General features: G+C 42.3%; 22 protein-coding genes. All 22 read left to right on the top strand.

The annotated features are described in order from the left end of the window. Positions 1 to 5 precede the first annotated feature (5 nt). The 22 genes from ACK28X_RS06340 (at position 6) to ACK28X_RS06445 (ending at position 20,096) form a co-directional block, all read left to right on the top strand. Positions 6 to 632: a MotE family protein gene (locus tag ACK28X_RS06340; RefSeq protein WP_412057570.1), complete on the top strand. Its 627-nt coding sequence runs from the start codon at positions 6 to 8 to the stop codon at positions 630 to 632. A gap of 44 nt (positions 633 to 676) precedes the next feature. After that, positions 677 to 1,381: a flagellar basal body L-ring protein FlgH gene (flgH, locus tag ACK28X_RS06345; RefSeq protein WP_412058304.1), complete on the top strand. Its 705-nt coding sequence runs from the start codon at positions 677 to 679 to the stop codon at positions 1,379 to 1,381. A gap of 40 nt (positions 1,382 to 1,421) precedes the next feature. Beyond that, a complete protein-coding gene (fliL, locus tag ACK28X_RS06350) occupies positions 1,422 to 1,919 on the top strand; it encodes a flagellar basal body-associated protein FliL (protein WP_412057571.1) in 498 nt (165 codons plus the stop codon). Beyond that, a complete protein-coding gene (fliP, locus tag ACK28X_RS06355; RefSeq protein ID WP_412057572.1) occupies positions 1,916 to 2,671 on the top strand; it encodes a flagellar type III secretion system pore protein FliP in 756 nt (251 codons plus the stop codon). The genes fliL and fliP overlap by 4 nt, the downstream gene beginning before the upstream one ends. A 97-nt stretch (positions 2,672 to 2,768) precedes the next feature. Further along, entirely contained in the window at positions 2,769 to 4,436 is a 1,668-nt protein-coding gene (gene fliF / locus ACK28X_RS06360) for a flagellar basal-body MS-ring/collar protein FliF (RefSeq protein WP_412057573.1), read from the top strand. A gap of 157 nt (positions 4,437 to 4,593) precedes the next feature. Beyond that, complete coding sequence (locus ACK28X_RS06365; protein WP_412057574.1) at positions 4,594 to 5,277, top strand: hypothetical protein; 684 nt, start codon at positions 4,594 to 4,596, stop codon at positions 5,275 to 5,277. Continuing rightward, the gene (locus ACK28X_RS06370; protein WP_412057575.1) at positions 5,274 to 6,449 is read left to right on the top strand and encodes a flagellar motor protein MotB; all 1,176 of its coding nucleotides are present in this window, start codon (positions 5,274 to 5,276) and stop codon (positions 6,447 to 6,449) included. Before ACK28X_RS06365 ends, ACK28X_RS06370 begins: the two co-directional genes overlap by 4 nt. Then, positions 6,446 to 7,795, top strand: coding sequence for a chemotaxis protein (locus ACK28X_RS06375; protein WP_412057576.1), 1,350 nt, complete (start codon positions 6,446 to 6,448; stop codon positions 7,793 to 7,795). The genes ACK28X_RS06370 and ACK28X_RS06375 overlap by 4 nt, the downstream gene beginning before the upstream one ends. Positions 7,796 to 7,808: 13 nt before the next feature. Then, positions 7,809 to 8,933, top strand: a complete 1,125-nt coding sequence (locus ACK28X_RS06380) for a flagellar hook-length control protein FliK (protein WP_412057577.1) — start codon at positions 7,809 to 7,811, stop codon at positions 8,931 to 8,933. Then, the gene (locus ACK28X_RS06385; protein WP_412057578.1) at positions 8,878 to 9,447 is read left to right on the top strand and encodes a lytic transglycosylase domain-containing protein; all 570 of its coding nucleotides are present in this window, start codon (positions 8,878 to 8,880) and stop codon (positions 9,445 to 9,447) included. The genes ACK28X_RS06380 and ACK28X_RS06385 overlap by 56 nt, the downstream gene beginning before the upstream one ends. Before the next feature lie 243 nt (positions 9,448 to 9,690). Continuing rightward, a complete protein-coding gene (locus tag ACK28X_RS06390) occupies positions 9,691 to 10,380 on the top strand; it encodes a winged helix-turn-helix domain-containing protein (RefSeq protein WP_412057579.1) in 690 nt (229 codons plus the stop codon). Between the two features lie 143 nt (positions 10,381 to 10,523). Continuing rightward, on the top strand, positions 10,524 to 11,762 hold the full coding sequence (locus ACK28X_RS06395; protein WP_412057580.1) for a flagellar hook protein FlgE: 1,239 nt from the start codon (positions 10,524 to 10,526) through the stop codon (positions 11,760 to 11,762). A 53-nt stretch (positions 11,763 to 11,815) separates the two neighbouring features. Next, positions 11,816 to 13,228, top strand: coding sequence for a flagellar hook-associated protein FlgK (gene flgK / locus ACK28X_RS06400; RefSeq protein WP_412057581.1), 1,413 nt, complete (start codon positions 11,816 to 11,818; stop codon positions 13,226 to 13,228). A 4-nt stretch (positions 13,229 to 13,232) separates the two neighbouring features. Next, positions 13,233 to 14,396: a flagellar hook-associated family protein gene (locus ACK28X_RS06405; RefSeq protein WP_412057582.1), complete on the top strand. Its 1,164-nt coding sequence runs from the start codon at positions 13,233 to 13,235 to the stop codon at positions 14,394 to 14,396. A 42-nt stretch (positions 14,397 to 14,438) separates the two neighbouring features. After that, positions 14,439 to 14,798 carry a flagellar biosynthesis regulator FlaF gene (flaF, locus tag ACK28X_RS06410; protein WP_412058305.1) on the top strand — a complete coding sequence of 120 codons (360 nt, stop codon included), beginning with the start codon at positions 14,439 to 14,441 and terminating at the stop codon, positions 14,796 to 14,798. Between the two features lie 5 nt (positions 14,799 to 14,803). Then, on the top strand, positions 14,804 to 15,229 hold the full coding sequence (gene flbT, locus ACK28X_RS06415; RefSeq protein WP_412057583.1) for a flagellar biosynthesis repressor FlbT: 426 nt from the start codon (positions 14,804 to 14,806) through the stop codon (positions 15,227 to 15,229). A gap of 12 nt (positions 15,230 to 15,241) precedes the next feature. Beyond that, on the top strand, positions 15,242 to 15,802 hold the full coding sequence (gene flgD, locus ACK28X_RS06420; RefSeq protein ID WP_412057584.1) for a flagellar hook assembly protein FlgD: 561 nt from the start codon (positions 15,242 to 15,244) through the stop codon (positions 15,800 to 15,802). After that, positions 15,799 to 16,065 (top strand): flagellar biosynthesis protein FliQ, encoded by a 267-nt coding sequence (fliQ, locus tag ACK28X_RS06425; RefSeq protein WP_412057585.1) that lies wholly within the window; start codon positions 15,799 to 15,801, stop codon positions 16,063 to 16,065. The genes flgD and fliQ overlap by 4 nt, the downstream gene beginning before the upstream one ends. 332 nt (positions 16,066 to 16,397) lie before the next feature. Next, the gene (locus ACK28X_RS06430; protein WP_412057586.1) at positions 16,398 to 17,315 is read left to right on the top strand and encodes a siderophore ABC transporter substrate-binding protein; all 918 of its coding nucleotides are present in this window, start codon (positions 16,398 to 16,400) and stop codon (positions 17,313 to 17,315) included. A gap of 132 nt (positions 17,316 to 17,447) precedes the next feature. Then, positions 17,448 to 18,404, top strand: a complete 957-nt coding sequence (locus ACK28X_RS06435) for an ABC transporter permease (RefSeq protein WP_412058306.1) — start codon at positions 17,448 to 17,450, stop codon at positions 18,402 to 18,404. 13 nt (positions 18,405 to 18,417) lie between these two features. Beyond that, complete coding sequence (locus tag ACK28X_RS06440) at positions 18,418 to 19,341, top strand: iron chelate uptake ABC transporter family permease subunit (RefSeq protein WP_412058307.1); 924 nt, start codon at positions 18,418 to 18,420, stop codon at positions 19,339 to 19,341. Further along, a complete protein-coding gene (locus tag ACK28X_RS06445; RefSeq protein WP_412057587.1) occupies positions 19,338 to 20,096 on the top strand; it encodes an ABC transporter ATP-binding protein in 759 nt (252 codons plus the stop codon). Before ACK28X_RS06440 ends, ACK28X_RS06445 begins: the two co-directional genes overlap by 4 nt. Positions 20,097 to 20,152: the final 56 nt, after the last annotated feature.

Raw genomic sequence — 20,152 nt, forward strand, 5'->3', positions numbered from 1 at the left:
AAGGTGTGAAATCTATTTTTTTAGTATTTTTGATGCTTATGGCTCAGATGATCAATACTGTGCAAAGTGCAACGCAAACAATAAAACAAGATAAGATCGTGGTATCCCCAAGAGATTCTTCTCTTTTGCCCACAACGGCTGCTGTAAAAGGTATATCTGAAAGTTCTTTACAAGATTTAAAAGGGGATAATATTGCACCTGCTGCTCAATTGGCTTCGCCATTACCAGGGCAGAGTGATAGCGCACGTTTTTGTGCTAATATAGATAGCCAAGCTTTGGATACGCGTTTTAAATTACAAAGTCAGCAATTGTCCACTTTGCGGGTGCAAATTGATGAGCGTATTAAATTATTGGAAGAAAAGCGGAAAGAATATGAAACTTGGCTCAAAGGGCGGAATGATTTTTTGGATAAAGTCGAGAGCTCTTTGGTCGATATTATCACAAAAATGCGCCCAGACGCTGCTGCTGCACAATTGGCGCTCACGGGGGATTTACCAGCGGCTGCCATTCTTCTGAAATTAAATCCGCGAACTGCCAGCTCTATTATGAACGAACTACCCCCCAAAAAAGCTGCTACTTTGACAAGCATTTTGGTTAGCATTCAATCAACGCCTAGTAAAGCCGCAAAGTAATGTTAGGGGTGGCTGTGGAAAGCATTGTGAAAAAAAATCGGTGTATGTATAAAGCATTTTTATGCTTTGCAGCCTTAGTCATTGTACCGAGCTTAGTGGCAGGATGTAGCCTTAATCCTAAAGATTTTAACCGTGTCCCTGAGTTCTCCCCTATGCGAGCGGATTTGGGTTATTCTTCATCTGCAAATTCGGATATTTACCTTAAGCGGCCACAAGAGAGTAATTATTCACTTTATCGCCCGCAGAGTCAGGGGTTTTATCGTGATCCGCGTGCGATGAAGCCAGGTGATATTTTGACTGTGCAGATTGCTATTAACGATCGCGCTAATTTAAATAATAAGACTGAAGTTAAAAAGGATGGTGAGGCGAAATATTCTTTGGGGGCTTCTTATTCTTTTATCAAAGGGCTTTCGGGAAGTGTTGAAGGGGATTCGAAATCTCAAGCAAAGGGCGATGCTTCAGTGGCACGTCAAGAAAATATCAGCCTATCCATTGCAGCTGTGGTAACAAATGTTCTACCCAATGGGAATCTGGTGATCAATGGATCGCAAGAAGTGCGAGTAAATTATGAATTGCGGGTCTTAAACATTGGGGGGATTGTTCGCCCGCGCGATATTTCTGCTTATAATACGATTTCATATGATAAGATTGCTGAGGCGCGGATTTCTTATGGGGGGCGCGGACGTATGAGTGAAGTGCAACAGTCGCCTTATGGACAACAATTGTTAAATCAATTTGCACCGTTCTGACGAATAGTAGACTTTATGACGTGATTTTAGCGGAGATCTTATGGCAAAAGCAGCGAAGATGAATGAAAAAGGTAAGACGGGTGGAAGTACGGGCCGGCTTATCATCGCTACACTTATTTTAACTTTGATCAGTGCGGCGGGTGGTTGGTTTTTAGGTCAGCAAATTCGCAAAGATTTAACGCCGCCCGCAATCGCAAATTTAACACCAGAGGTAACTCAAAAATCTCATGTAGATATGGTGGCCGATACCAATTTGGTGGCGCTACCGCCTATTTTAACTAATTTGGCAGCGCCCGATACGGCGTGGATTCGCATGGAGGCTTCTCTGGTTTTTAATGAGGATGCAACGATTAAGCCTGAAAATGTTGCAGAGATTTCGAATGATTTTATGGCTTTTTTACGTGAAAGCGCGATTGATCGTCTTAAAGGCGCTTCTGGTTTAATGAATTTGCGGGCTGATTTATTGGATCGAGCTCGAATTCGTTCCCAAGGAAAAGTGCGCAATGTTTTAATTTTGTCCTTAGTGATAGAGCAATGAAGAAGATTGTTGGTTTTGGTATTTTGCTATTTATTTTCGGAAGCTCTATGGCTTTTGCGCAACAAAGCGGGGTAGAGGGAGCATTAAGTGATTTTCTCCCTAAAAGCGGTGGGGGGATAAGTGGGCGAATTGTCCAGCTTTTTGGATTACTTACTGTTCTATCCATTGCTCCAGGCTTGCTGATTATGGCAACAAGTTTTACACGGTTCGCCATTGCTTTTTCTCTCCTGCGTTCAGGCTTAGGATTGCAAACAACACCTACTAATTTAGTGATGATCTCTCTTTCTTTGTTTATGACCTTTTATGTGATGTCGCCTAGTTTTAATGCGGCTTGGATCAAGGGCGTTGAGCCTTTGATAGAGGATAAAATTACCACCCAAGAAGCGATAAAAGAAATAGTAGAGCCCTTTCGGCAATTTATGCTTTCCCAAGTAAGAGAGAAGGACTTGAATCTTTTTACTGATCTTGCAGATCCAAGCTTTAAAATAGAAGATGATACTAAAGGCATAAAAGTTGATTTACGGATATTGATGCCCGCCTTTATGATTTCAGAATTGCGGCGTGGATTTGAAATCGGTTTTTTGATTGTCCTACCTTTTTTGGTAATTGATCTTATTGTTGCTACGTTAACCATGTCTATGGGGATGATGATGTTGCCGCCAACGGTAATTTCTCTACCGTTTAAGGTGCTGTTCTTTGTGTTGATTGATGGATGGAATTTATTGGTAGGCAGCTTGATACGCTCTTTTTAATTTTTGTTATGGCAACCATTTTCACGCAAGCTTTAGCTTGTAAGCTCATTTATCATTTTATAGTTGAGCAGCATAATGGGGGATGCAATAGGGGTCTATGCTTGATAAATTTTTTACTTTTTTAAGCACGTTAGGGGACACTTTAGGTCGTTTGGGCGCTCGTCGCCTTATTGCTTTGGGCCTCGTAGGGCTTGCATTATTTGGTACAGTTTTATTTTCAAGCTTTTATCTCACCCGCCCCACTTATGAAACGCTTTATGTAGGATTATCCCGTGATGATGTTAATCGGATGGGGATGGCCTTGGGCGAAGCGGGAATTACTTTTGACGTATCATCTGATGGTAGCGCGGTACAGGTACCTATCGGCCAAGCAGAAAAAGCGCGCATGTTTTTAGCGGAAAAAGGCCTCCCTACCTCTGATAATGCTGGATATGAACTCTTTGATCATATGGGTTCTTTAGGTCTCACGTCCTTTATGCAAGAGGTAACCCGCCAACGCGCTTTGGAAGGTGAAATTGCTCGTACTATCCAAGCTGTCCAAGGAGTAAAGGCTGCTAGGGTTCATATTGTTCTTCCTGATAAAGGGTCTTTTCGACGTGTGAATCAGAAGCCTACGGCTTCGGTGATAATTAGGACAGAGGGGAATTTTGCGGTTGAATCGGCTCAAGCAATTCGTCAGTTGGTAGCGGCAGCTGTTCCCTCTCTTGAGGCTCGCTCAGTAACTGTGATGGATACGAGTGGCCGCCTTTTGGCCTCGGGCGCCGATTCAGTTAATGGGACGCCCGTGATGATGGCATCTCTTGAGAAGCAAGTAGCTAGTGAATTAGACTATAATATTCGTAAACAACTGACACCTTATTTGGGTCTTGATCATTTTCAAACAAGCGTGCAGGTAGCACTTGATACAGATCGCCACCAAATTAATGAAACAATCTTTGATCCAGATTCTCAGGTGGTGCGTTCAAGCCGTACGATACGAGATCAAGGCAATAGCCAAAATAGCCGTAATAACGATGCGGTCGGCGTGGAACAGAATATTCCACAAGAAGAAATCAACAACGGGGGCGGGGAGCGATCTTCGGATCAAAAAGACCGACGTGAAGAAAACGTTAATTATGAAATTAATTCAAAAAGTATCTCGACCGTAAGTAATGGTTATCAAATTAAACGTTTGGCAGTGGCCGTTGTGGTTAATAGGATTCAGTTGCTTAGTACCTTGCATGAGGTTGATGAGAAAGATGTTGAGCGTTTGCTTAATGAAAGGATTGATGGCATTCGGCAAATGGTGAGTACAGCTGTGGGGCTTGATAGTAAACGAGGCGATATAATCAATGTTTCAGCGGTAGAATTTATCGGCGCTTACGATAAAGATATGCCCCCTATAGGTGCGCCTTGGTGGCAAGGAGTTGCCCGTTATATGCCTGGAGTAGTGAATGGCTTAGCTTTGATTATTGCGGTATTGTTGATCTTGTTCTTGGGGGTGCGGCCTTTAATGAGAGAAATGCGGGCGGGTGATTCTTTACTATTGAGCGGAGGTGATTCTTTGGCTGGGTCTGCGGAGATAGCTGCTTTAGAAAATCAAACAAGCCTTGATGATGCCTTTGATGATACATTTAGTAGTTCAAAGCCTGATATGTTTGATTTGCGCAAACGCATGCGTGGTGCGCCGCAAGAACGTTTAGAGCAAATGATTGCTCTTGATGAAGAACGGTTTGCTGGTATTTTGCGAGATTGGGTGCGCGGCGAATCTGGAGCTATAGGGTAATATAAAATTATATACTATATTTATTACACATAAATTTGTTTATACTTTAGAGATATACGTGATATATTTTTAATATAATTGGGATTTGTGCGTCAACCTACGTCAGAGGTGGTTGACTTTTAACGGGGGTATATATCATGAAAAAGTATATGATTTTATGATGAAAAATTCTTCTGCATCGCTTTCTATTGTTCTGCGTGATTTTTCCTTATCAGATGCTTTGGAAACCAACCCATCTGACGCTAAGTTGGAGACGTTTTTTCCATCGGGCGAAGAAGATATGGTGAGTTTAGTATTGCCGAAACAGGATGCTTCTCTTGCATACCAAGACTCTAGCATGTCTAAAACTTATGATGAAGCCTCTATGCAAGAGAAGCTCCAAGAGAAAATCTCTAGCTTAAAGGCAGAATTTGCCGAAGAAAGAAAACAATTAGAGCTCATTCATAAAGAGGCTTTGGCGGCATGCCGCCTGACAGTGATTGATGAAGTGGCTCGTAATTTGCGGTCGCAGATTGTCGAGGGCTTGGAGGAAATTGAAACCCATATTGGACAAGAGGTGGCACGTTTCTTGGCTGCTTTTATGGAAGAGCGTGTAAGCCAAATTGCCCTTCAGAATTTTGCAGAAAAATTGAGTCGATATGTTGTGCAGAGTAGTGTTCCATTGATTTTGGAAGGGGATCCTAGCTTATGGGAAAGGTTGCAACAGGTTGAGGGCTTTGATGCATCCACATTTATCTTTCACCCTACGGAAGGGGGAGAAATAAGATTGCGCCATAATCAGCATGTTATTGCTACACGCTTGTCAAGCTTTTTCCAAGAGCTGCGGAGTTTGGTTGAATGAAGCAAGATTCATCTTCTCACGATACATCTCAGCAAATTATTATTGTACGTCGTTCAAGCGCGAATGATGATGATGAGCATCATGGCGGCGTATGGAAAATAGCCTACGCAGATTTTATGACGGCGATGATGGCGTTTTTTCTAGTGATGTGGTTGATCAATGCGGCTAATGATGAAGCTAAAGAAGCGGTGGCTACCTATTTTAATCCGATTAAATTGGTTGATGAACAAAGTCATGCCCGTGGTCTAAGGGAGAACCAATCTACGGGCGATAGTCATAATAGGGTAGATGGTGATGGAAATGTTTACTCAAGCGATATGACGCAAGGGCATGACGTATCAGAGTTAGGACGCCAAGCTCAGATGATGAGCAATCCCTATAAAGCGATTGATAAAATCGCTCATGATTATAGTCCTAATGCTAGCGATAAAGACGGCAATAGCGGCGCAATTGAAGGGGGGGGGAATGCGGATGCACATAATAGAACAGCTTATAACGACCCTTTTTCACCTGATTATTGGAGAAAACATTCTAGTCCTGATATGTTTTCAAAGACAAAAGGTACGCCAGCTTTAGCAGAGTCAGCTTCTAGCGACTCAATGGCTTTACCTATGTTAAGTACAGATCCTACGGCGGATAAAGCAACGTCGATTGTTGAATCTGCTACGTTAGCGCAAGAGGCTGCCGATATCCGGGCGCAGCTACAAGCTTTACTAGAGAAAGATACAGCTAATAGCACTCCAATGATAGAGGTTGTTGATGTGTCTGATGGGATAAAGATTATCCTGAGTGATAAGAAAAACTTTGGTATGTTTGGGGTAGGGGCGGCCGCACCTAACAAGGAGACAATTGCTTTTTTGGGGAGCGTTGCAAGAATTCTAAAACAGCACATTGGCGATGTGGTGATTAGTGGTCATACGGATTCACGCCCCTATCATACTGAATCTTATGACAATTGGCAGCTTTCGACAGCGCGGGCTCAAATGGCTTATTATATGCTTGTTCGTGGCGGTTTGGATGAAAAGCGTGTCTTGCGCGTTGAAGGCTATGCAGATCGGCTTCTCAAGAATACGACAGATTCTTACGCAGCTGAAAATCGGCGGATAGAAATTTTTTTACGGCGCCAGCAAAAGGAGTCGTCTCCTGAAGCGAAAAAGAGGGACGGTGCATGACAATCTGGCGGGCTTTTGCTTTATGGATAGTAAGATTAGCGAGTTCCTTAGTAATTTTATGCGCTGGGCTTTTACCCCTTTATGCTGAGGGATTGCAACCTATGCGTCTTGTTCGTTCTCTACAAGCTTTGCAAGATAATGTTGCAGCAGGGCAATCTGGTGCGGCGCAGTCATTGGTACGATTTCTTACTAAGGCCGGGGATGATTTTGCTCAAGTGCCGCTTGAGGAATGGGAAAAAGAATCTAACCTTTATGCTTTATTGGTTTATTTGTTCAATGGTGGAAACCCTAAGGTGGTAGAACCTATTTTGCGCCGTAGCGCCGGCGGCATCATTGATCAGAACTTGCTTGAAGGAGCTATGGCTTATATTCGCCATGATAGGCGCGCATTTGCACAAGCTTTTAAGACGTTTCCAGGCGAGGAGACGGCGCCCATTGATAAAAAATGGCCCATAGCCTTATCTTTATCTATTTTGTTGAATGTAGCTGAGGATAGTAGATCTACGGGATCCGAGGAGGAGGTGGCGCAATTAGATAGGATACGTCTTTTGGCGCCGGGCACGCTTTATGAAGAAGCGGCCATACGGCGGGAATTGGCGCCTGTAATACAGACTGGCGATACGCCCCTTCTTTTACTTTTAACGCGCAATTATGCAGAGCGCTTTAGTCGCTCACCGTACGCTATTGCTTTTTGGCAGCAATTTGCCTTTGAGGTACCCAAGCTAGATGAGAAATTAACTGATGATCAATTATTGCTTCTTGTTTCTTATGCGCCGTTACAGGCACAGTTTGTGACTTATACACGGATTAGTCGCAGCGCTTTGATTGCGGCGAGGATGGAGCGGGCGCAGTTTTCTGCTAGCCAAGCTATGGCGCTTGCTTCACAATTGCAAATTGATGATACAACCTTGAAATTTTATTATGCAGCTAGTTTGGTGGGTAGCCTCCGCGTCGAAGAAGGCGATGCGATGCTGAAAAGGATTCCTGTCTCTGCTTTATCTCTACGGGATCAGCCATTATTTGATGCGGCAGGCAATGTAGCGAAGATCGTTTTAGCAGATTTATCATTACCTAAGAAGTTTAAGGTGGAAGAGGTGATGCCTTTAGGCTCTAAGGCCGCATTATCATCTGATCTTGTATCGCTTCCTTTAGCTTCTGGGGTGGAGACAATAGAAGATGCGATCTATGCATACAGAGAAAACGATAAGGCGACTCTACCGGCTCAAGCTATAGAAGAAAAAGTGAATCAACGTTTACAAAATACAGCGCAATTTATTGCTTGTACAGAAAAAAAAATAGAACAAGTTGATCAATTATTGAAGGAACAAGCCCGTGGTAAATATTAATAAGGCGCTTTTTATGGTTGATCAGGAAGGAGGAATGTTTAGGCGCGGTTATGTACCATTTCAAGACTCTGCAGGTGGAGATCCTAGTCAGCCGAGATCCTTTGCTACTTTTATGGATGGGCAGGATGATAAATCCGTTTCTAAATTGCCAAAACAGCCCCTTCGGCCAGAGAAGAATCCTGAAAAAAAGGCAATGGATAAAGAGAATTTTTTCCCCCAAGGCGAGGTAGTTGTATTGCAAGTAGTATCTCAGATTGAAAAAGATGCGCATGGTTTGCGCAGGGCCAGTGGTCAATATGAAGATAGAGCTGTTGTGTTATCAGAACAGGCAAGCTACGCGACGGGATCTTTAATAATGCCTACTTTATCAATAAAGAGGGAAAAAGAGCATAATGATGATGCGAATAAAGTGCTTTTTATGGGGTCAAGGTGTGTAGAAAACAGCAGAGGGCAAAATAGTTCACGAGTTGAAGATATTTTACGCTTGATGGCCGATGGAAAAGTTTTGGGAATAGGGCGGAGCGATACGCATACGGCTCGGCAATCATCTGCGGGGACGAAATGGAAAACGGCAGCGGGGGGTTTTTTTGTGGGTGCAGAGATGGTGGGCGCGGTAGAGCCGCAATTAATTAGATCTGATGGTGGGGGGCAGGAGCGGCTAGAGCTATTATTACCAAGTTTTAGTACCATTGAAGAGGTTAAGGTTTTACAAAACAAAAATTCTACACCGCAGATGCATATTTTACGTATCAGGTTAGAACCAGCGCATTTGGGGGTGGTGGAGGTGCGTTTGCGGCATACGATACATGGTTTATTTATGGAGTTAGAAGCTACACGTAGCGAGACAGCACGTATGTTAGTTGCAGATCAAGCTATATTAGGAAAGATGCTAGAGAAGGCCGGGTTTGGGTGTGATCATAAGCTTATTATTGAGGTTATTAATAAGGATAAGGCGATTGAGGGTTACTGGAATAGTTGGGAGGGGGATCCTGCTTCATTTGGTCAGCATCAGTCTTTTGGACAGGGTGGCCGTCATGAAAAAATGGCGACAAAGCTAGCTTTTGTAAGGGAGACAGAAAGGGATGAAGCTGCAAGCGAAGCCTCTTTTTATCATAATCCTGATTGTTTGCTTATATAATATAGGTTTTACTTTTTCAGCATATGCTAATGTTTGCGAATCGGAAATGTACGCCACGGCAAAGCATTACGGTGTTCCGCTAGGAGTTCTGTATGCAGTAGGCCTTACAGAAACGGGTAAGAAACAATATTTACAACCTTATGCTTTGAACATTGATGGACGCGCTGTCTATGCAAAAAGTATGGATGAAGCGCTTTTTTTGTTTAATAATGCAAAGAAGAGTGGCGCAAAATATATTGATATTGGCTGTATGCAGATCAATGAATTTTATCACGGCACAAATTTTTCTTCAATAAGAGACATGTTTAACCCTAGATACAATGTTGCTTATGCAGCAAGTTTTTTAAAAAAGCTTTACGTGCGAGAAGGAAGCTGGACCATGGCGGTGGCCCGCTATCACGCGGGGAAGGAGAATGATCTAGCTCATAAGCGTTACATTTGCCAAGTAATACGTAACATGATTGCAACAGGTTTTGGAAAATGGACTGGTAAGGCAAAAATATATTGTCAATAAAATGTGATCTTTGTGTCTATAGTTTTTATTATATATATAGATAAATTATTTGTAACGCATTGAAATATAATATAAATATTTATTTATAACAAAATGTATTAAACAAATGTAAATAAATATTACCATGTATACACCTTAATTACAACTATTGCGTGTGTATCTATAGAAAGAGTCTCTTGTATTTTTATATTTAAAATATATGTTACGTTTTATTACTTGTTGTTAATATATGAGTGAGGACTCATGATAGTTGTAGTAGATGAGCGCAAATTGGTAAATGAGGGCTATTCGGCTCTTTTCGCGCGGCAGGGGGTTTCTGCTACTGGTTTTGATTCTGTTGATTTCATGGAATGGATTGAAACAGCCCCCCACTGCGAGATGTCTGCGGTTGAAGCGATTTTATTGGGGGAATGTAAAGACCGTATTGAATTACCCAAAAAGATCTTTGGTCATTGCTCAGTACCAATTTTAGCGTTAATAGAGAATAATTTTTTAGAACATACGATTGAATTATTTCAGTCTGGCATTGATGATGTTTTGCGGAAACCTATCCATGTCCGAGAAATTTTAGCGCGTATCGCCGCCATTCGGCGACGTATGGGTGGAGATGTGCGTGGACAGGATGCGGCCATTGTGATTGGGCCGATTAGCGTATTTAATGATGGGCGTGATCCTAAAATTAACGGTATTGATTTTCCTCTGCCACGGCGTGAACGGCGTATTTTGGAGTATTTTGTTGCCAATTATGGTCGTCGTATTAATAAATCACAAATATTTAATGCTATTTATGGTCTATTCGATGCTGATATTGAAGAAAATGTGGTGGAAAGTCATATTAGTAAACTGCGTAAAAAGCTCAGAATGAAGCTTGGTTATGATGTTTTCGATTCTAAGCGTTACCTTGGATATACTTTAGTAATTCCTGATTTATAGGTGGTGGAAATAAGCGAGCGAGGTAGATCTTGTCGGGCTGTATTCAATGGAAAGCTTGGAGCAAGCTTGTTTGCTTTATACTGTTTTACATGTATTTGAAGGCCTAAAGTGCAGAGGCTGACGCGCTATCATAGGAGAGAGATGTGGGTATTTATGATTCGATGCGTACGGGGGTTTCTGGTATGGGAGCCCAAGCCAATAGGTTGGGCGGCATTGCCGATAACGTTGCCAATGTGGGAACGACGGGCTATAAACGCCGTGATAGCCAGTTTTCGGATTATGTTATTCCTTCCCCTCCTGACTTTTATACATCGGGCGGTGTACGCACTCATATGCGCACTGATGTAACTATTGCCGGCGGTGCCCAAGTGACTGGACGGCCTGGAGATGCGATGATCAATGGTAATGGTTTCTTTCGGGTGTCTGACCAGTGGGGGCGAGAATTTTTGACTCGTAGTGGTTCTTTTGATGTGGATGAAGATGGTTATTTAAAGAATTCTGCAGGCTTTTATCTTTTAGATGAGCGGGGTCAACGTGTGCGTGTTCAGGGGGATGAGAATGGTCGCTATGATGCCGAGCAGACCAATAATATTGACGTGGGGGGCAACCTTGATGCTAACGCCAAAGTGCCTAGTAAGAAGGATAAAGATGGTAAGGATGTGCCAGTCATTTTTGATGCAAATGATTCTAGCACCTATAACCAGAAAAAATCTGTGACAGTTTATGATGCGCAGGGTCGCGCTGTGGATGTAGATGCCTATTGGGTGAAAACTGGCAACGGTACATGGTCGGTGCATTACTGTATTAATGATGATAGCGGTAAGCCTAATGAGGTGGGGCACACGGATGTGTCGTTTGATAAAGATGGTAATATGACTGGAGATGGTATTAATGCGTCTATGACCTTTAAGGATAAGGACGGGCAAGACTTTTCAGTTACTGTTCATTTGGGGGGGAAGGATCATAAGTTAACACAAGTGGGTGAGTTCTATGCTTTTAACGTGGATGCGGATGGAAATGGCCCGGGAACCTATAAGGGGTTCACCTTTGATAAAGACGGTAATATTATCGTTAGTTATAGTAATGGTAAAAAACGGGTTGTTGGACGGGTGGGGCTTGCTAATGTCCCCTCGCCCAATAGTTTAACCCTCCATAGTGGTACAGTCTTTGAAGTTAACGAAGACTCTGGTCTTCCCCAATATGGTGCGGCTGGCAAAGGAGGGCTTGGGCATCTTGCGTCGGGGGTTTTAGAAAATTCTAATGTTGATTTAGCGACAGAACTCACAGATATGATCGAATCACAGCGTAATTATACAGCAAATTCAAAAGTATTTCAGACCGGATCTGAATTGATTGACGTTGTTGTAAATATGAAGAGATAAAATTATTTCTTATAAAGCGTGGCGCTTGATACAAGGGGAGATGGGGATTTATTATGTCACTTAGTTCTGCTACGTCTTCGGCACGCAATGCTTTGCGTGCGACTACTGATCAATTGGATCAAGTATCGCGTAATATGGCAGGCGCGCGCGATCCTAATTATGCGCGGCGCGATAGTTATCTGCACAGTCGTTTTGGCGGCGGGGTAGATGTGAGCATTCGCCGTAGTAATGACCCGCAATTATTTAATAACTTTTTAGCTAAAGGTAGCCAAGCTCATGCTGCGCAAGCAGTAGCAGGTGGTTTAGACGTTTTATCGGGAATTTATGGTACGGACGATTTTGCTGGTTCCCCTTCTAAATTATTGGAGGCATTTAAAAAAGCTTTACAGACCTACGCCGATCAGGGAGGGGCAGGAGCAGCGGGGCGCTCTGCACTTGATAGCGCTCGTGACTTAGCTAATAGCTTGAATGCGGGTAGCCGTGCTGTGCAGAAAACACGTGAAGATGCTGATCGAGAGATTAAAGCTGCTATTGATCATATTAATGATCTATTAAACCGGTTTGATGCCGTTGATCGAGAAGTAGTACAAGAAAAGGCTGATGGGGGCGATTATTTTAGCGCCATGGATGAACGCGATGGCATTCTAAAAGAGCTTTCAAAAGAATTAGGTATTACTGTGGTTAATCATGCCGATGGCTCGACAACTCTTTATGGGCTGGATGGAAGCACACTTTATGACAAAGGCCCGCGTAAATTAACCTTTGAACCTAGTGTGTCTTTACCAGCGGGAGCTTATGGAAGCCCTGTATTAGTTGATGGGGTACCGTTGGGGCACGATTCTTTTGTTCACCCCAATGGCAGTGGACGTTTGGGTGGCTTGTTAAAATTGCGTGATGATATAGCGCCCGAATATCAGCGGCAATTGGATGAGATGGCCAAAGCGCTTTATGATATATTTAAGGGCAAACCAGCTATGGGTGATAAAAAGGCCGTACCAAGCCTTTTTGATAATGGCGGTGATAATAGACTTTCGGGATTTGCTGGACGTTTAAAGCTTAATCCGCTTTTTGAAGGGCGAGGTGAAGGAGAAGGGCCACAAAATTTTGATCCTAACGATGAGGCAGGAAGTGGTGCATTCGTACAAGTTATCCAAGACTTGATTGATCATTTGGATGACCCAGCCTTTGGCCCAGCAGGCGAGGGAGGCAAGCAAGAAAGCCTAACAAATTTTGCCAATGATTTGATTTCATGGTTAGAGGGAAAGCGTGCGGATGCCAGTAAAGAAGCCCAAACAGCGGGGACGGCTTATCAGCGAGCAGGGGACGCTTTATCTAATGCGGTAGGCGTGAATACAGACGATGAATTGGCACTGATGCTTCAATTAGAGCAAAGCTATTCAGCTAGTGCCCGTATTTTAAATACAGTTGGCAAAATGCTTGATGATGTGCTGGCGATGGCTCGGTAGGTGGATGATGAAGATCAGGTCAATTTCAGATTATGTATTTTATAATTCTCAACGCTCTTCTGCTAGTGATATACAAAAGGCCTTGATTGAGGCGGGCTATGAAGCATCGACCGGACGGGTTTTTGACCCAGGTTTAAGCTTGGGTGGTCGTACGGGGAACTTTGTTAATAATGATAACCAACTGAGTGAGCTTGATAATTTAAAAACCCTTATTGCGTTAACAGAGGGTCGTATGTCTGCACTTCAGGCGGCGATTAATAGTTTGATCTCAGTGGGTGACAAGGATAACGCGGATGGGACACTGACGGCTTTTAATAAAATGCTGTTTGCGGGGACGACCGATGTTACACGAGAGACTATTCAAAAAGGAGCGCAATCGGCATTGGATGCGTTTCTTTCCGCTATTAATACACAATTTAATGGAGATTATGTGTTTGGTGGCACAAATCAGAGCGCACCACCGCTAAAGCACTATAAAGCTAATCAAGATATACAAGTTCCTTTAACTGAGGCTGATGGTAAGACGCCGCGGGCTCCTAACAATGCCCAAGAAGCGGTTGCAGATGCATTTTATAAGGAATTTGGCTTTGGAATGCATGATAAAGATTCCACTGGTAACCCTAAAGCAGCGGGTATTTCTAAAGAAGCCATGGAGAAGTTTATTAACGGGCGGTTTGATAATCTTTTTAAAGATCCAGCTTGGAGCAAATACTTTTCAAATGCAAAAGATGGGGAATTGAATAAGCGAATTTCAGAGCATGGCGAATTAGTTGACGTTTCGGCGAGCGCAAATGAAAAAGGGGTGCGCGATGCTATGAAAAATTTAATTATGGTAGCTGAATTTAGCAATATGGGGCTAAAAAATGATGCGCAGGATGTTTTATTGGATGATGCCCGCAGCAACGCTGATAAGAGCTCAGCTAATAGTACCATCACAGAGCTTATTTCTCTGGCTAGTCGTTTAGGTTCTGTTGAGCAGCGGGTTAAAAATGCGCAGGGTCGAGTTGAATCCAAACTGGGCATTTTGCAGAAGTTGCGTACTGCTTATATCGGTATTGATACGCAGGAGGCGGCATCGCGTTTGACGCAATTACAGAATATGCTGCAAGTCTCTTATGAGGTGACATCTCATCTTTCTAAATTAAGCCTTTTGAATTTTTTACGCTAATATTTATTAATTGAGGGTAGACGTTTGTCTACAGTGATTCCTATGTATCAAATGCGATACGAAGATGTGGTGGAAGATGATGTTTTGAGCGCTCGTGAGCGTGAAAGTATCCTTTTTGACCGCTGTATTAAACTTTTAAGCCAGGCGCAACAAGCCGGGCCTAAAAGTCGCGAAGTCAAGGAAGCAATAAATTTTACACGGCGCTTTTGGATTATTTTGATTGAAGAGTTAGGCCGAGGAGAAAATTCTTTGCCTAAGTCTTTAAAATCGTCACTTATTTCTATTGGTTTTTTTATTTTGAAAGAAATTCAGCGTTTGGAAGACGGCGAGACTGGGGATTTTGATATTTTGATAGAAATTTCAGAGTCAATCAGAGATGGTTTGGCGGTAAAACCAGGATGAGTTCAATGGAAAAAAAAGCAATCTATTTGACACTCAAGGCTAATGAGAAGTTTTTCGTAAATGGGGCTGTTTTACGTAGCGATCGTAAAGTTACTTTAGAATTGCTAAACGATGCAAATTTTTTATTAGAAAATCACGTTATTCAAGCTGACGAAACTAACACGCCGCTCAAACAATTATATTTCGCTGGCCAACTAATTTTAATGGATTCATTGGCAGCAGGACAAGCATCGGAAGTTTTTTGCCAATTGTTACAGGAGTTGCGGCAAGTATTAAAAGATCCGCAAATTTTGGAAGGACTTGCAAAATGCGCAACCCTATACGAACAGGGGCGCTTATTCCATATTTTAAAGCTTTTGCGTGGATTATTTTCGCATGAGGCTAAAATTATGGAGCGGCTTGCTTCCACGTTTAATGCGGTTGCTGAATGAAAGGGAAATATAATGGCGCTTCAAGGAATAGGCCCTATCGGGTTAGGTAAAGATCCTGTAGATCCAGGGGAGGGGACCTCTCGTGTCGATAATCCAGGCGGCGGGAAGGTGCAGGCGGATTTTAATACGTTTGTTAAGTTGCTGACAGCCCAATTAAAAAATCAAGATCCTACAAAACCTATGGATTCAACGCAATTTGTTTCGCAACTCGCTAGTTTTTCGGCTGTAGAGCAGGCGATGAAAACTAATGAATGGCTCTCTATGCTTTTGGCAAGCAATCAAGTCGCTAATGCTGGAGGTTATATCGGCAAATATGTGCAGTATAAGGATGAAGACGGCAATATTATTACTGGCCGGGTTAAGACGGTAGGTATTTATAGCGACGGCATTGTAGCTAAGCTTGATAATGGTAAAGAGGTGGTTATTGGCCCCAGCGTTAGTGTTAGTGATGAACCTTTTTCCGCAAATGAAAGCGGTAAAGATAAGGCGCTTGCTGTCTTGACGCAATCCAACCCTATGCTTGATCTTACGCCAGCTAATCAACAAAATATGCCTTTTGATCCAGTCTCATGAATGAAGCAGATGCTATTGAAATGGTCACTGCGGCTATTTGGACAGTGTTGATCACTAGTGGACCAGCAATTGTTGCAGCGATGCTTGTAGGGATCATAATCGCACTTTTTCAAGCTTTGACTCAAATTCAAGAAATGACTTTGACCTTTATCCCGAAAATCGTGATTATTTTTGTGGTTTTGGCTTTTACAGGGCCTTTTATTGGCGGACAGATTTATGCTTTTACCCAATTGGTCTATGGGCGGATTGAAAGTAGTTTTTAGTCTTCGGCTCGTTATGCTGGGCGGGCAGTCGTAGTAAAGCGCTTCACTGCATATCTGCGTGTTTTAATGCCTGCGTGGCACCAAAGTTATCAAAAACTTGATTTCGTTAAAAGCGGCTAGCATTTATATGTATGGCTTTTTGCACAACTCCTCGAAACGGCGATTAAAACCTTTGTTTTCTCATAGATAAATTTAATATGATAAAATTTATCAAGATAACTTGATTTTATAGAAAATTTCCTTAAAGATGTCGGAATATATTAGATGCTTAGGGGTTGTTTTGTCGCTAATGAACCCCCTTTTTAGTACAAATTGGTGAGAAGCGAGGGGCTATGAAAGGGTTGAGATATTTTATCGTAGGTTTGCTAGCGATTTTTCTAGGAGGTTATGCGGTAGCAGGTGCGGATGTAAATGTGAAACATGCCTCGGGCGAAACGCGCGTGGCGATAAAACCACAAAAGGTGGTGATTTTCGATTTAGCAGTGCTTGATAACGCAGATCGGCTAGGGGTCGATACTGTAGTTGGTGTACCAGAGATTAATAAACCAGATTATTTACAGAAATATGATGCGAAGCCTTATGTAAAAGTTGGTTCACTTTTCGAGCCTAATTATGAAACACTTGCCAATTTAAAGCCTGATTTAATTATTGTTGCGGCGCGCTCTCAGAAGAAATATGCAGAATTATCAAAAATTGCGCCAACTATTGATCTGACTATTGATTACAATCATTACTTGGCAGATATTGAGCGCAATATTAAGATATTAGGTCAGATTTTTGATAAAGAGCAACAAGCCGATACCGAAATTAAAGCGTTGAAGGCGCGCCTTTCTCAAGTGCAGCAAAGCACTAATGGTAAGGGGAATGCTCTTGTGATTATGACAACTGGTGGAAAGATCACTGCTTTTGGATCAGCTTCACGTTATGAGCTTTTGTATTCTGATTTTGGCATTAAGCCAGCGGTAGGTTCATTAAAAGCGAATAGCCATGGGCAATTGATCTCACCGGAATTTTTATTGGAAACAAATCCCGAATGGCTTTTGGTGATTGATCGTGATGCAGCCATTGGTCTGGAAGGGCAAGCTGCCGCTCAAATTCTTGATAATGCTATGGTTAAAAACACAATAGCAGGTGAGAAAAATCAGATTATTTATTTGGATCCGCAAATTTGGTATTTAGCTACTGGCGGATTGACGGGTCTAGAGAAAAGCATGGATCAAATTGAAGCTGCTTTTAAAGCTAGGCAATAAATGCATCTTTTATAGTGTTAGGAAGAGGATTTATGCTTTAGCATAAATCCTCTTAAATTTTACCATATCTTCAAATTGCTTGGGCAGTTTTGAAGGAATGGCTAAGGTGCATGGTAAAAAGGTCAAGCCATGATGCGTTATTATTATTTTATGCTCCTTTTTTTGGTTGTCATGGTGGTGGTGAGTCTTTTTGTGGGTTTTTCATCGCTTAGTTTAGCGCGGTTGTGGGCAGGTGATGCCCATGCATGGCTAGTGCTATCACAAACGCGGCTGCCGCGTACTTTTGCACTTATTTTAGTGGGCGGCGCTTTAGCTTTGGCGGGTACAATTATGCAAATGTTGGCGCGTAATCGTTTTGTTGAGCCTGCCACATCAGGGACAGTAGAATTTGCCTCACTTGGCATATTGTTTGTGATGATTTTTGCGCCGTCTTTGCCTATTATTGTAAAAATATTGATTTCTGCTTCTTTCGCCTTTATGGGCGCCCTAGTTTTTATGGGACTTTTGCGGATGATGACACTAAAATCTGCGTTAGTTGTGCCGCTTATAGGGATTATGCTTGGCTATATCGTTGGCGCTTTTACTAACGCAATTGCTGATTATTATTTGCTTTTGCCTTCACTACAAGCTTATTTATTTGCTAGTTTTTCAATGATTATTGAAGGGAAATATGAACTTTTATTTTTAGTTTTTCCTTTGTGTTTTTGTGCCTATCTCTTAGCAAACCGCTTTACAGTAACCGGACTTGGTGAGGGCTTTGCTCATAATCTTGGTTTGGATTATCGCAAATTAATGTTTCTTGGTTTGTTCATAGTGGCATTGATCACGGCGGTTGTGGTTTCTACCGTGGGGCGGATTCCTTTTGTTGGGCTTGTGGTGCCTAATATTGTTTCGTTACTGGTGGGAGATAATTTGCGTCACAATTTGCCTTGGGTAACAATGGGAGGAGCGCTTTTGGTTTTGTTTTGTGATGTGTTTGGGCGGTTGATTAGTCCAGCGTTTGAAATCCCGCTTGCTACTATGATGGGCGTGGTGGGAAGCAGCTTGTTTATTGGGCTACTAATTTATAGGAGGGGTCGGCTTGGCTGATTGGCGAAAGGCGATGCCGTTGCTTCTATCAGTAACGGCTTTGGCTGTGATCGTTCTTTATATAGTTTGGAATATTAACGCTGTGGTGTTTCCTTATCGTTTTAGCAAATTATGTACTTTATTATTGATGGCCTATACGGTTTCGGTATCGACTTTTTTATTTCAGATAGTATCTAATAACCGGCTTCTGACTCCTTCGATTTTGGGGTTTGATCAACTATATATTTTGATCCAAGCGATGATTTTGTATAGTTTTAGTTCGTTTTCTTTGCCATGGATGGGCGATGAGGCGAAGTTTGTGATTGAGGCTACTTTATTAGTGGGCTTTTCAGTAAGTCTGTTTCGTTGGTTGTTTGGGGGAACGATAAAGGGGTTACATTTAACTTTGCTAGTAGGTGTTGCGTTTGGGGGTCTTTTTTTTAGTTTGCGTATGTTTTTGCAATTGCAACTCAATCCTGATCAGGTGATCACTTTGACGGATGCTATGTTCGCCAATTTCAACAAATATAATAAGGATCTATTGGGTTTTTCTATTTTTGTGACTTTGGTTGTTTCGTATTTTGGTTGGCGTATGCGCACTGTTTTTGATGTTTTGGCATTAGGGCGCGAGTTGGCCGTTAGTCTTGGTGTGGATTATCAAAGGGAAGTGACAAAAATTTTGACGTTAGTGGCTGTTTTAGTGGCTGTTTCAACCGCTTTGGTAGGGCCGATTAGCTTTTTTGGACTGCTGGTAGTAAGCTTGGCTTATCAAGTGACACCTAAAAGCCAATATATATTTTTGATCCCCCTTTCCATTCTATGGGCTATTGTTTTTCTTGTTGGTGGGCAATTTATTTTAGAACAAGTTTTCAATCTTACAACGCGTTTGAGCTTTATTATAGAGTTTTTGGGCGGGTTGGTATTCCTTATATTGGTTATGCGTGGTCGTCTTTTATGATTGAAATTGATGAGATTTCCAAAACATATGGTCAGCAAAAGGTGCTGGATCAATTGTCTCTTCGCATTGATAAAGGTGGCATTGTTTCAATTATCGGCTCAAATGGCGCAGGAAAATCCACTTTGTTAACAATAATAAGTCGGATGACAAAATGTGACTTTGGAAAGATTAGCGTGGACGGGCTGGATATTTTTAGCACAAATAGCTCTATCTTAGCCAAAAAATTATCGATTTTGCGGCAGGATAATCATCTTTCCATGCGACTCAGCGTGCGTGATTTGATCAGTTTCGGCCGCTATCCTTACTCCAAAGGCAGGTTGAACGATCATGATAAGAAATATATTGATAGCGCTTTACGCTATCTTGATCTTGAGGCGTTAGAGGATCGTTTTATCGACGAGCTTTCTGGTGGTCAGAGGCAGAGGGCTTTTGTAGCGATGGTAGTCTGTCAGGATACAGACTATGTTTTATTGGATGAGCCGTTAAATAATCTTGATATGAAGCATTCGGTGGCAATGATGAAACAATTGCGGCGCACTGCTGATGAGCTGGGAAAAACTATCCTTATGGTGATGCATGATATTAATTTTGCATCCTGTTATTCTGACCGTATTATTGCTTTGAAGGACGGTAGGCTATGCTATTATGGCCTGCCAAGTGAGATCATTACGCCTGCTGTTTTGTATGATATTTATGGGATGGAGATCAAAGTTGAGACCATAGCGGGGCAAAAAATTGCGCTCTATTATCAATGAATTATGCAAGCACCATAAAAAAGGCTGGGCTTTAATATTGCCCAGCCTTTCAATTG

Origin of the sequence: Bartonella sp. DGB2 (assembly GCF_046843095.1) — a bacterium.
Lineage (GTDB): Bacteria > Pseudomonadota > Alphaproteobacteria > Rhizobiales > Rhizobiaceae > Bartonella.

Excerpts from the sequence above, each read along its gene's own strand:
- flgH (WP_412058304.1), top strand. The coding sequence starts at position 677 with ATGTATAAAGCATTTTTATGCTTTGCAGCCTTAGTCATTGTACCGAGC.
- fliL (WP_412057571.1), top strand. The coding sequence starts at position 1,422 with ATGGCAAAAGCAGCGAAGATGAATGAAAAAGGTAAGACGGGTGGAAGT.
- flgK (WP_412057581.1), top strand. The coding sequence starts at position 11,816 with ATGTCACTTAGTTCTGCTACGTCTTCGGCACGCAATGCTTTGCGTGCG.
- ACK28X_RS06375 (WP_412057576.1), top strand. The coding sequence starts at position 6,446 with ATGACAATCTGGCGGGCTTTTGCTTTATGGATAGTAAGATTAGCGAGT.
- ACK28X_RS06370 (WP_412057575.1), top strand. The coding sequence starts at position 5,274 with ATGAAGCAAGATTCATCTTCTCACGATACATCTCAGCAAATTATTATT.
- ACK28X_RS06390 (WP_412057579.1), top strand. The coding sequence starts at position 9,691 with ATGATAGTTGTAGTAGATGAGCGCAAATTGGTAAATGAGGGCTATTCG.
- ACK28X_RS06365 (WP_412057574.1), top strand. The coding sequence starts at position 4,594 with ATGATGAAAAATTCTTCTGCATCGCTTTCTATTGTTCTGCGTGATTTT.
- ACK28X_RS06445 (WP_412057587.1), top strand. The coding sequence starts at position 19,338 with ATGATTGAAATTGATGAGATTTCCAAAACATATGGTCAGCAAAAGGTG.
- flbT (WP_412057583.1), top strand. The coding sequence starts at position 14,804 with ATGGAAAAAAAAGCAATCTATTTGACACTCAAGGCTAATGAGAAGTTT.
- ACK28X_RS06380 (WP_412057577.1), top strand. The coding sequence starts at position 7,809 with ATGGTTGATCAGGAAGGAGGAATGTTTAGGCGCGGTTATGTACCATTT.
- fliF (WP_412057573.1), top strand. The coding sequence starts at position 2,769 with ATGCTTGATAAATTTTTTACTTTTTTAAGCACGTTAGGGGACACTTTA.
- fliP (WP_412057572.1), top strand. The coding sequence starts at position 1,916 with ATGAAGAAGATTGTTGGTTTTGGTATTTTGCTATTTATTTTCGGAAGC.
- ACK28X_RS06405 (WP_412057582.1), top strand. The coding sequence starts at position 13,233 with ATGATGAAGATCAGGTCAATTTCAGATTATGTATTTTATAATTCTCAA.
- ACK28X_RS06435 (WP_412058306.1), top strand. The coding sequence starts at position 17,448 with ATGCGTTATTATTATTTTATGCTCCTTTTTTTGGTTGTCATGGTGGTG.
- flaF (WP_412058305.1), top strand. The coding sequence starts at position 14,439 with ATGTATCAAATGCGATACGAAGATGTGGTGGAAGATGATGTTTTGAGC.
- ACK28X_RS06440 (WP_412058307.1), top strand. The coding sequence starts at position 18,418 with ATGCCGTTGCTTCTATCAGTAACGGCTTTGGCTGTGATCGTTCTTTAT.
- fliQ (WP_412057585.1), top strand. The coding sequence starts at position 15,799 with ATGAATGAAGCAGATGCTATTGAAATGGTCACTGCGGCTATTTGGACA.
- flgD (WP_412057584.1), top strand. The coding sequence starts at position 15,242 with ATGGCGCTTCAAGGAATAGGCCCTATCGGGTTAGGTAAAGATCCTGTA.
- ACK28X_RS06430 (WP_412057586.1), top strand. The coding sequence starts at position 16,398 with ATGAAAGGGTTGAGATATTTTATCGTAGGTTTGCTAGCGATTTTTCTA.
- ACK28X_RS06385 (WP_412057578.1), top strand. The coding sequence starts at position 8,878 with ATGAAGCTGCAAGCGAAGCCTCTTTTTATCATAATCCTGATTGTTTGC.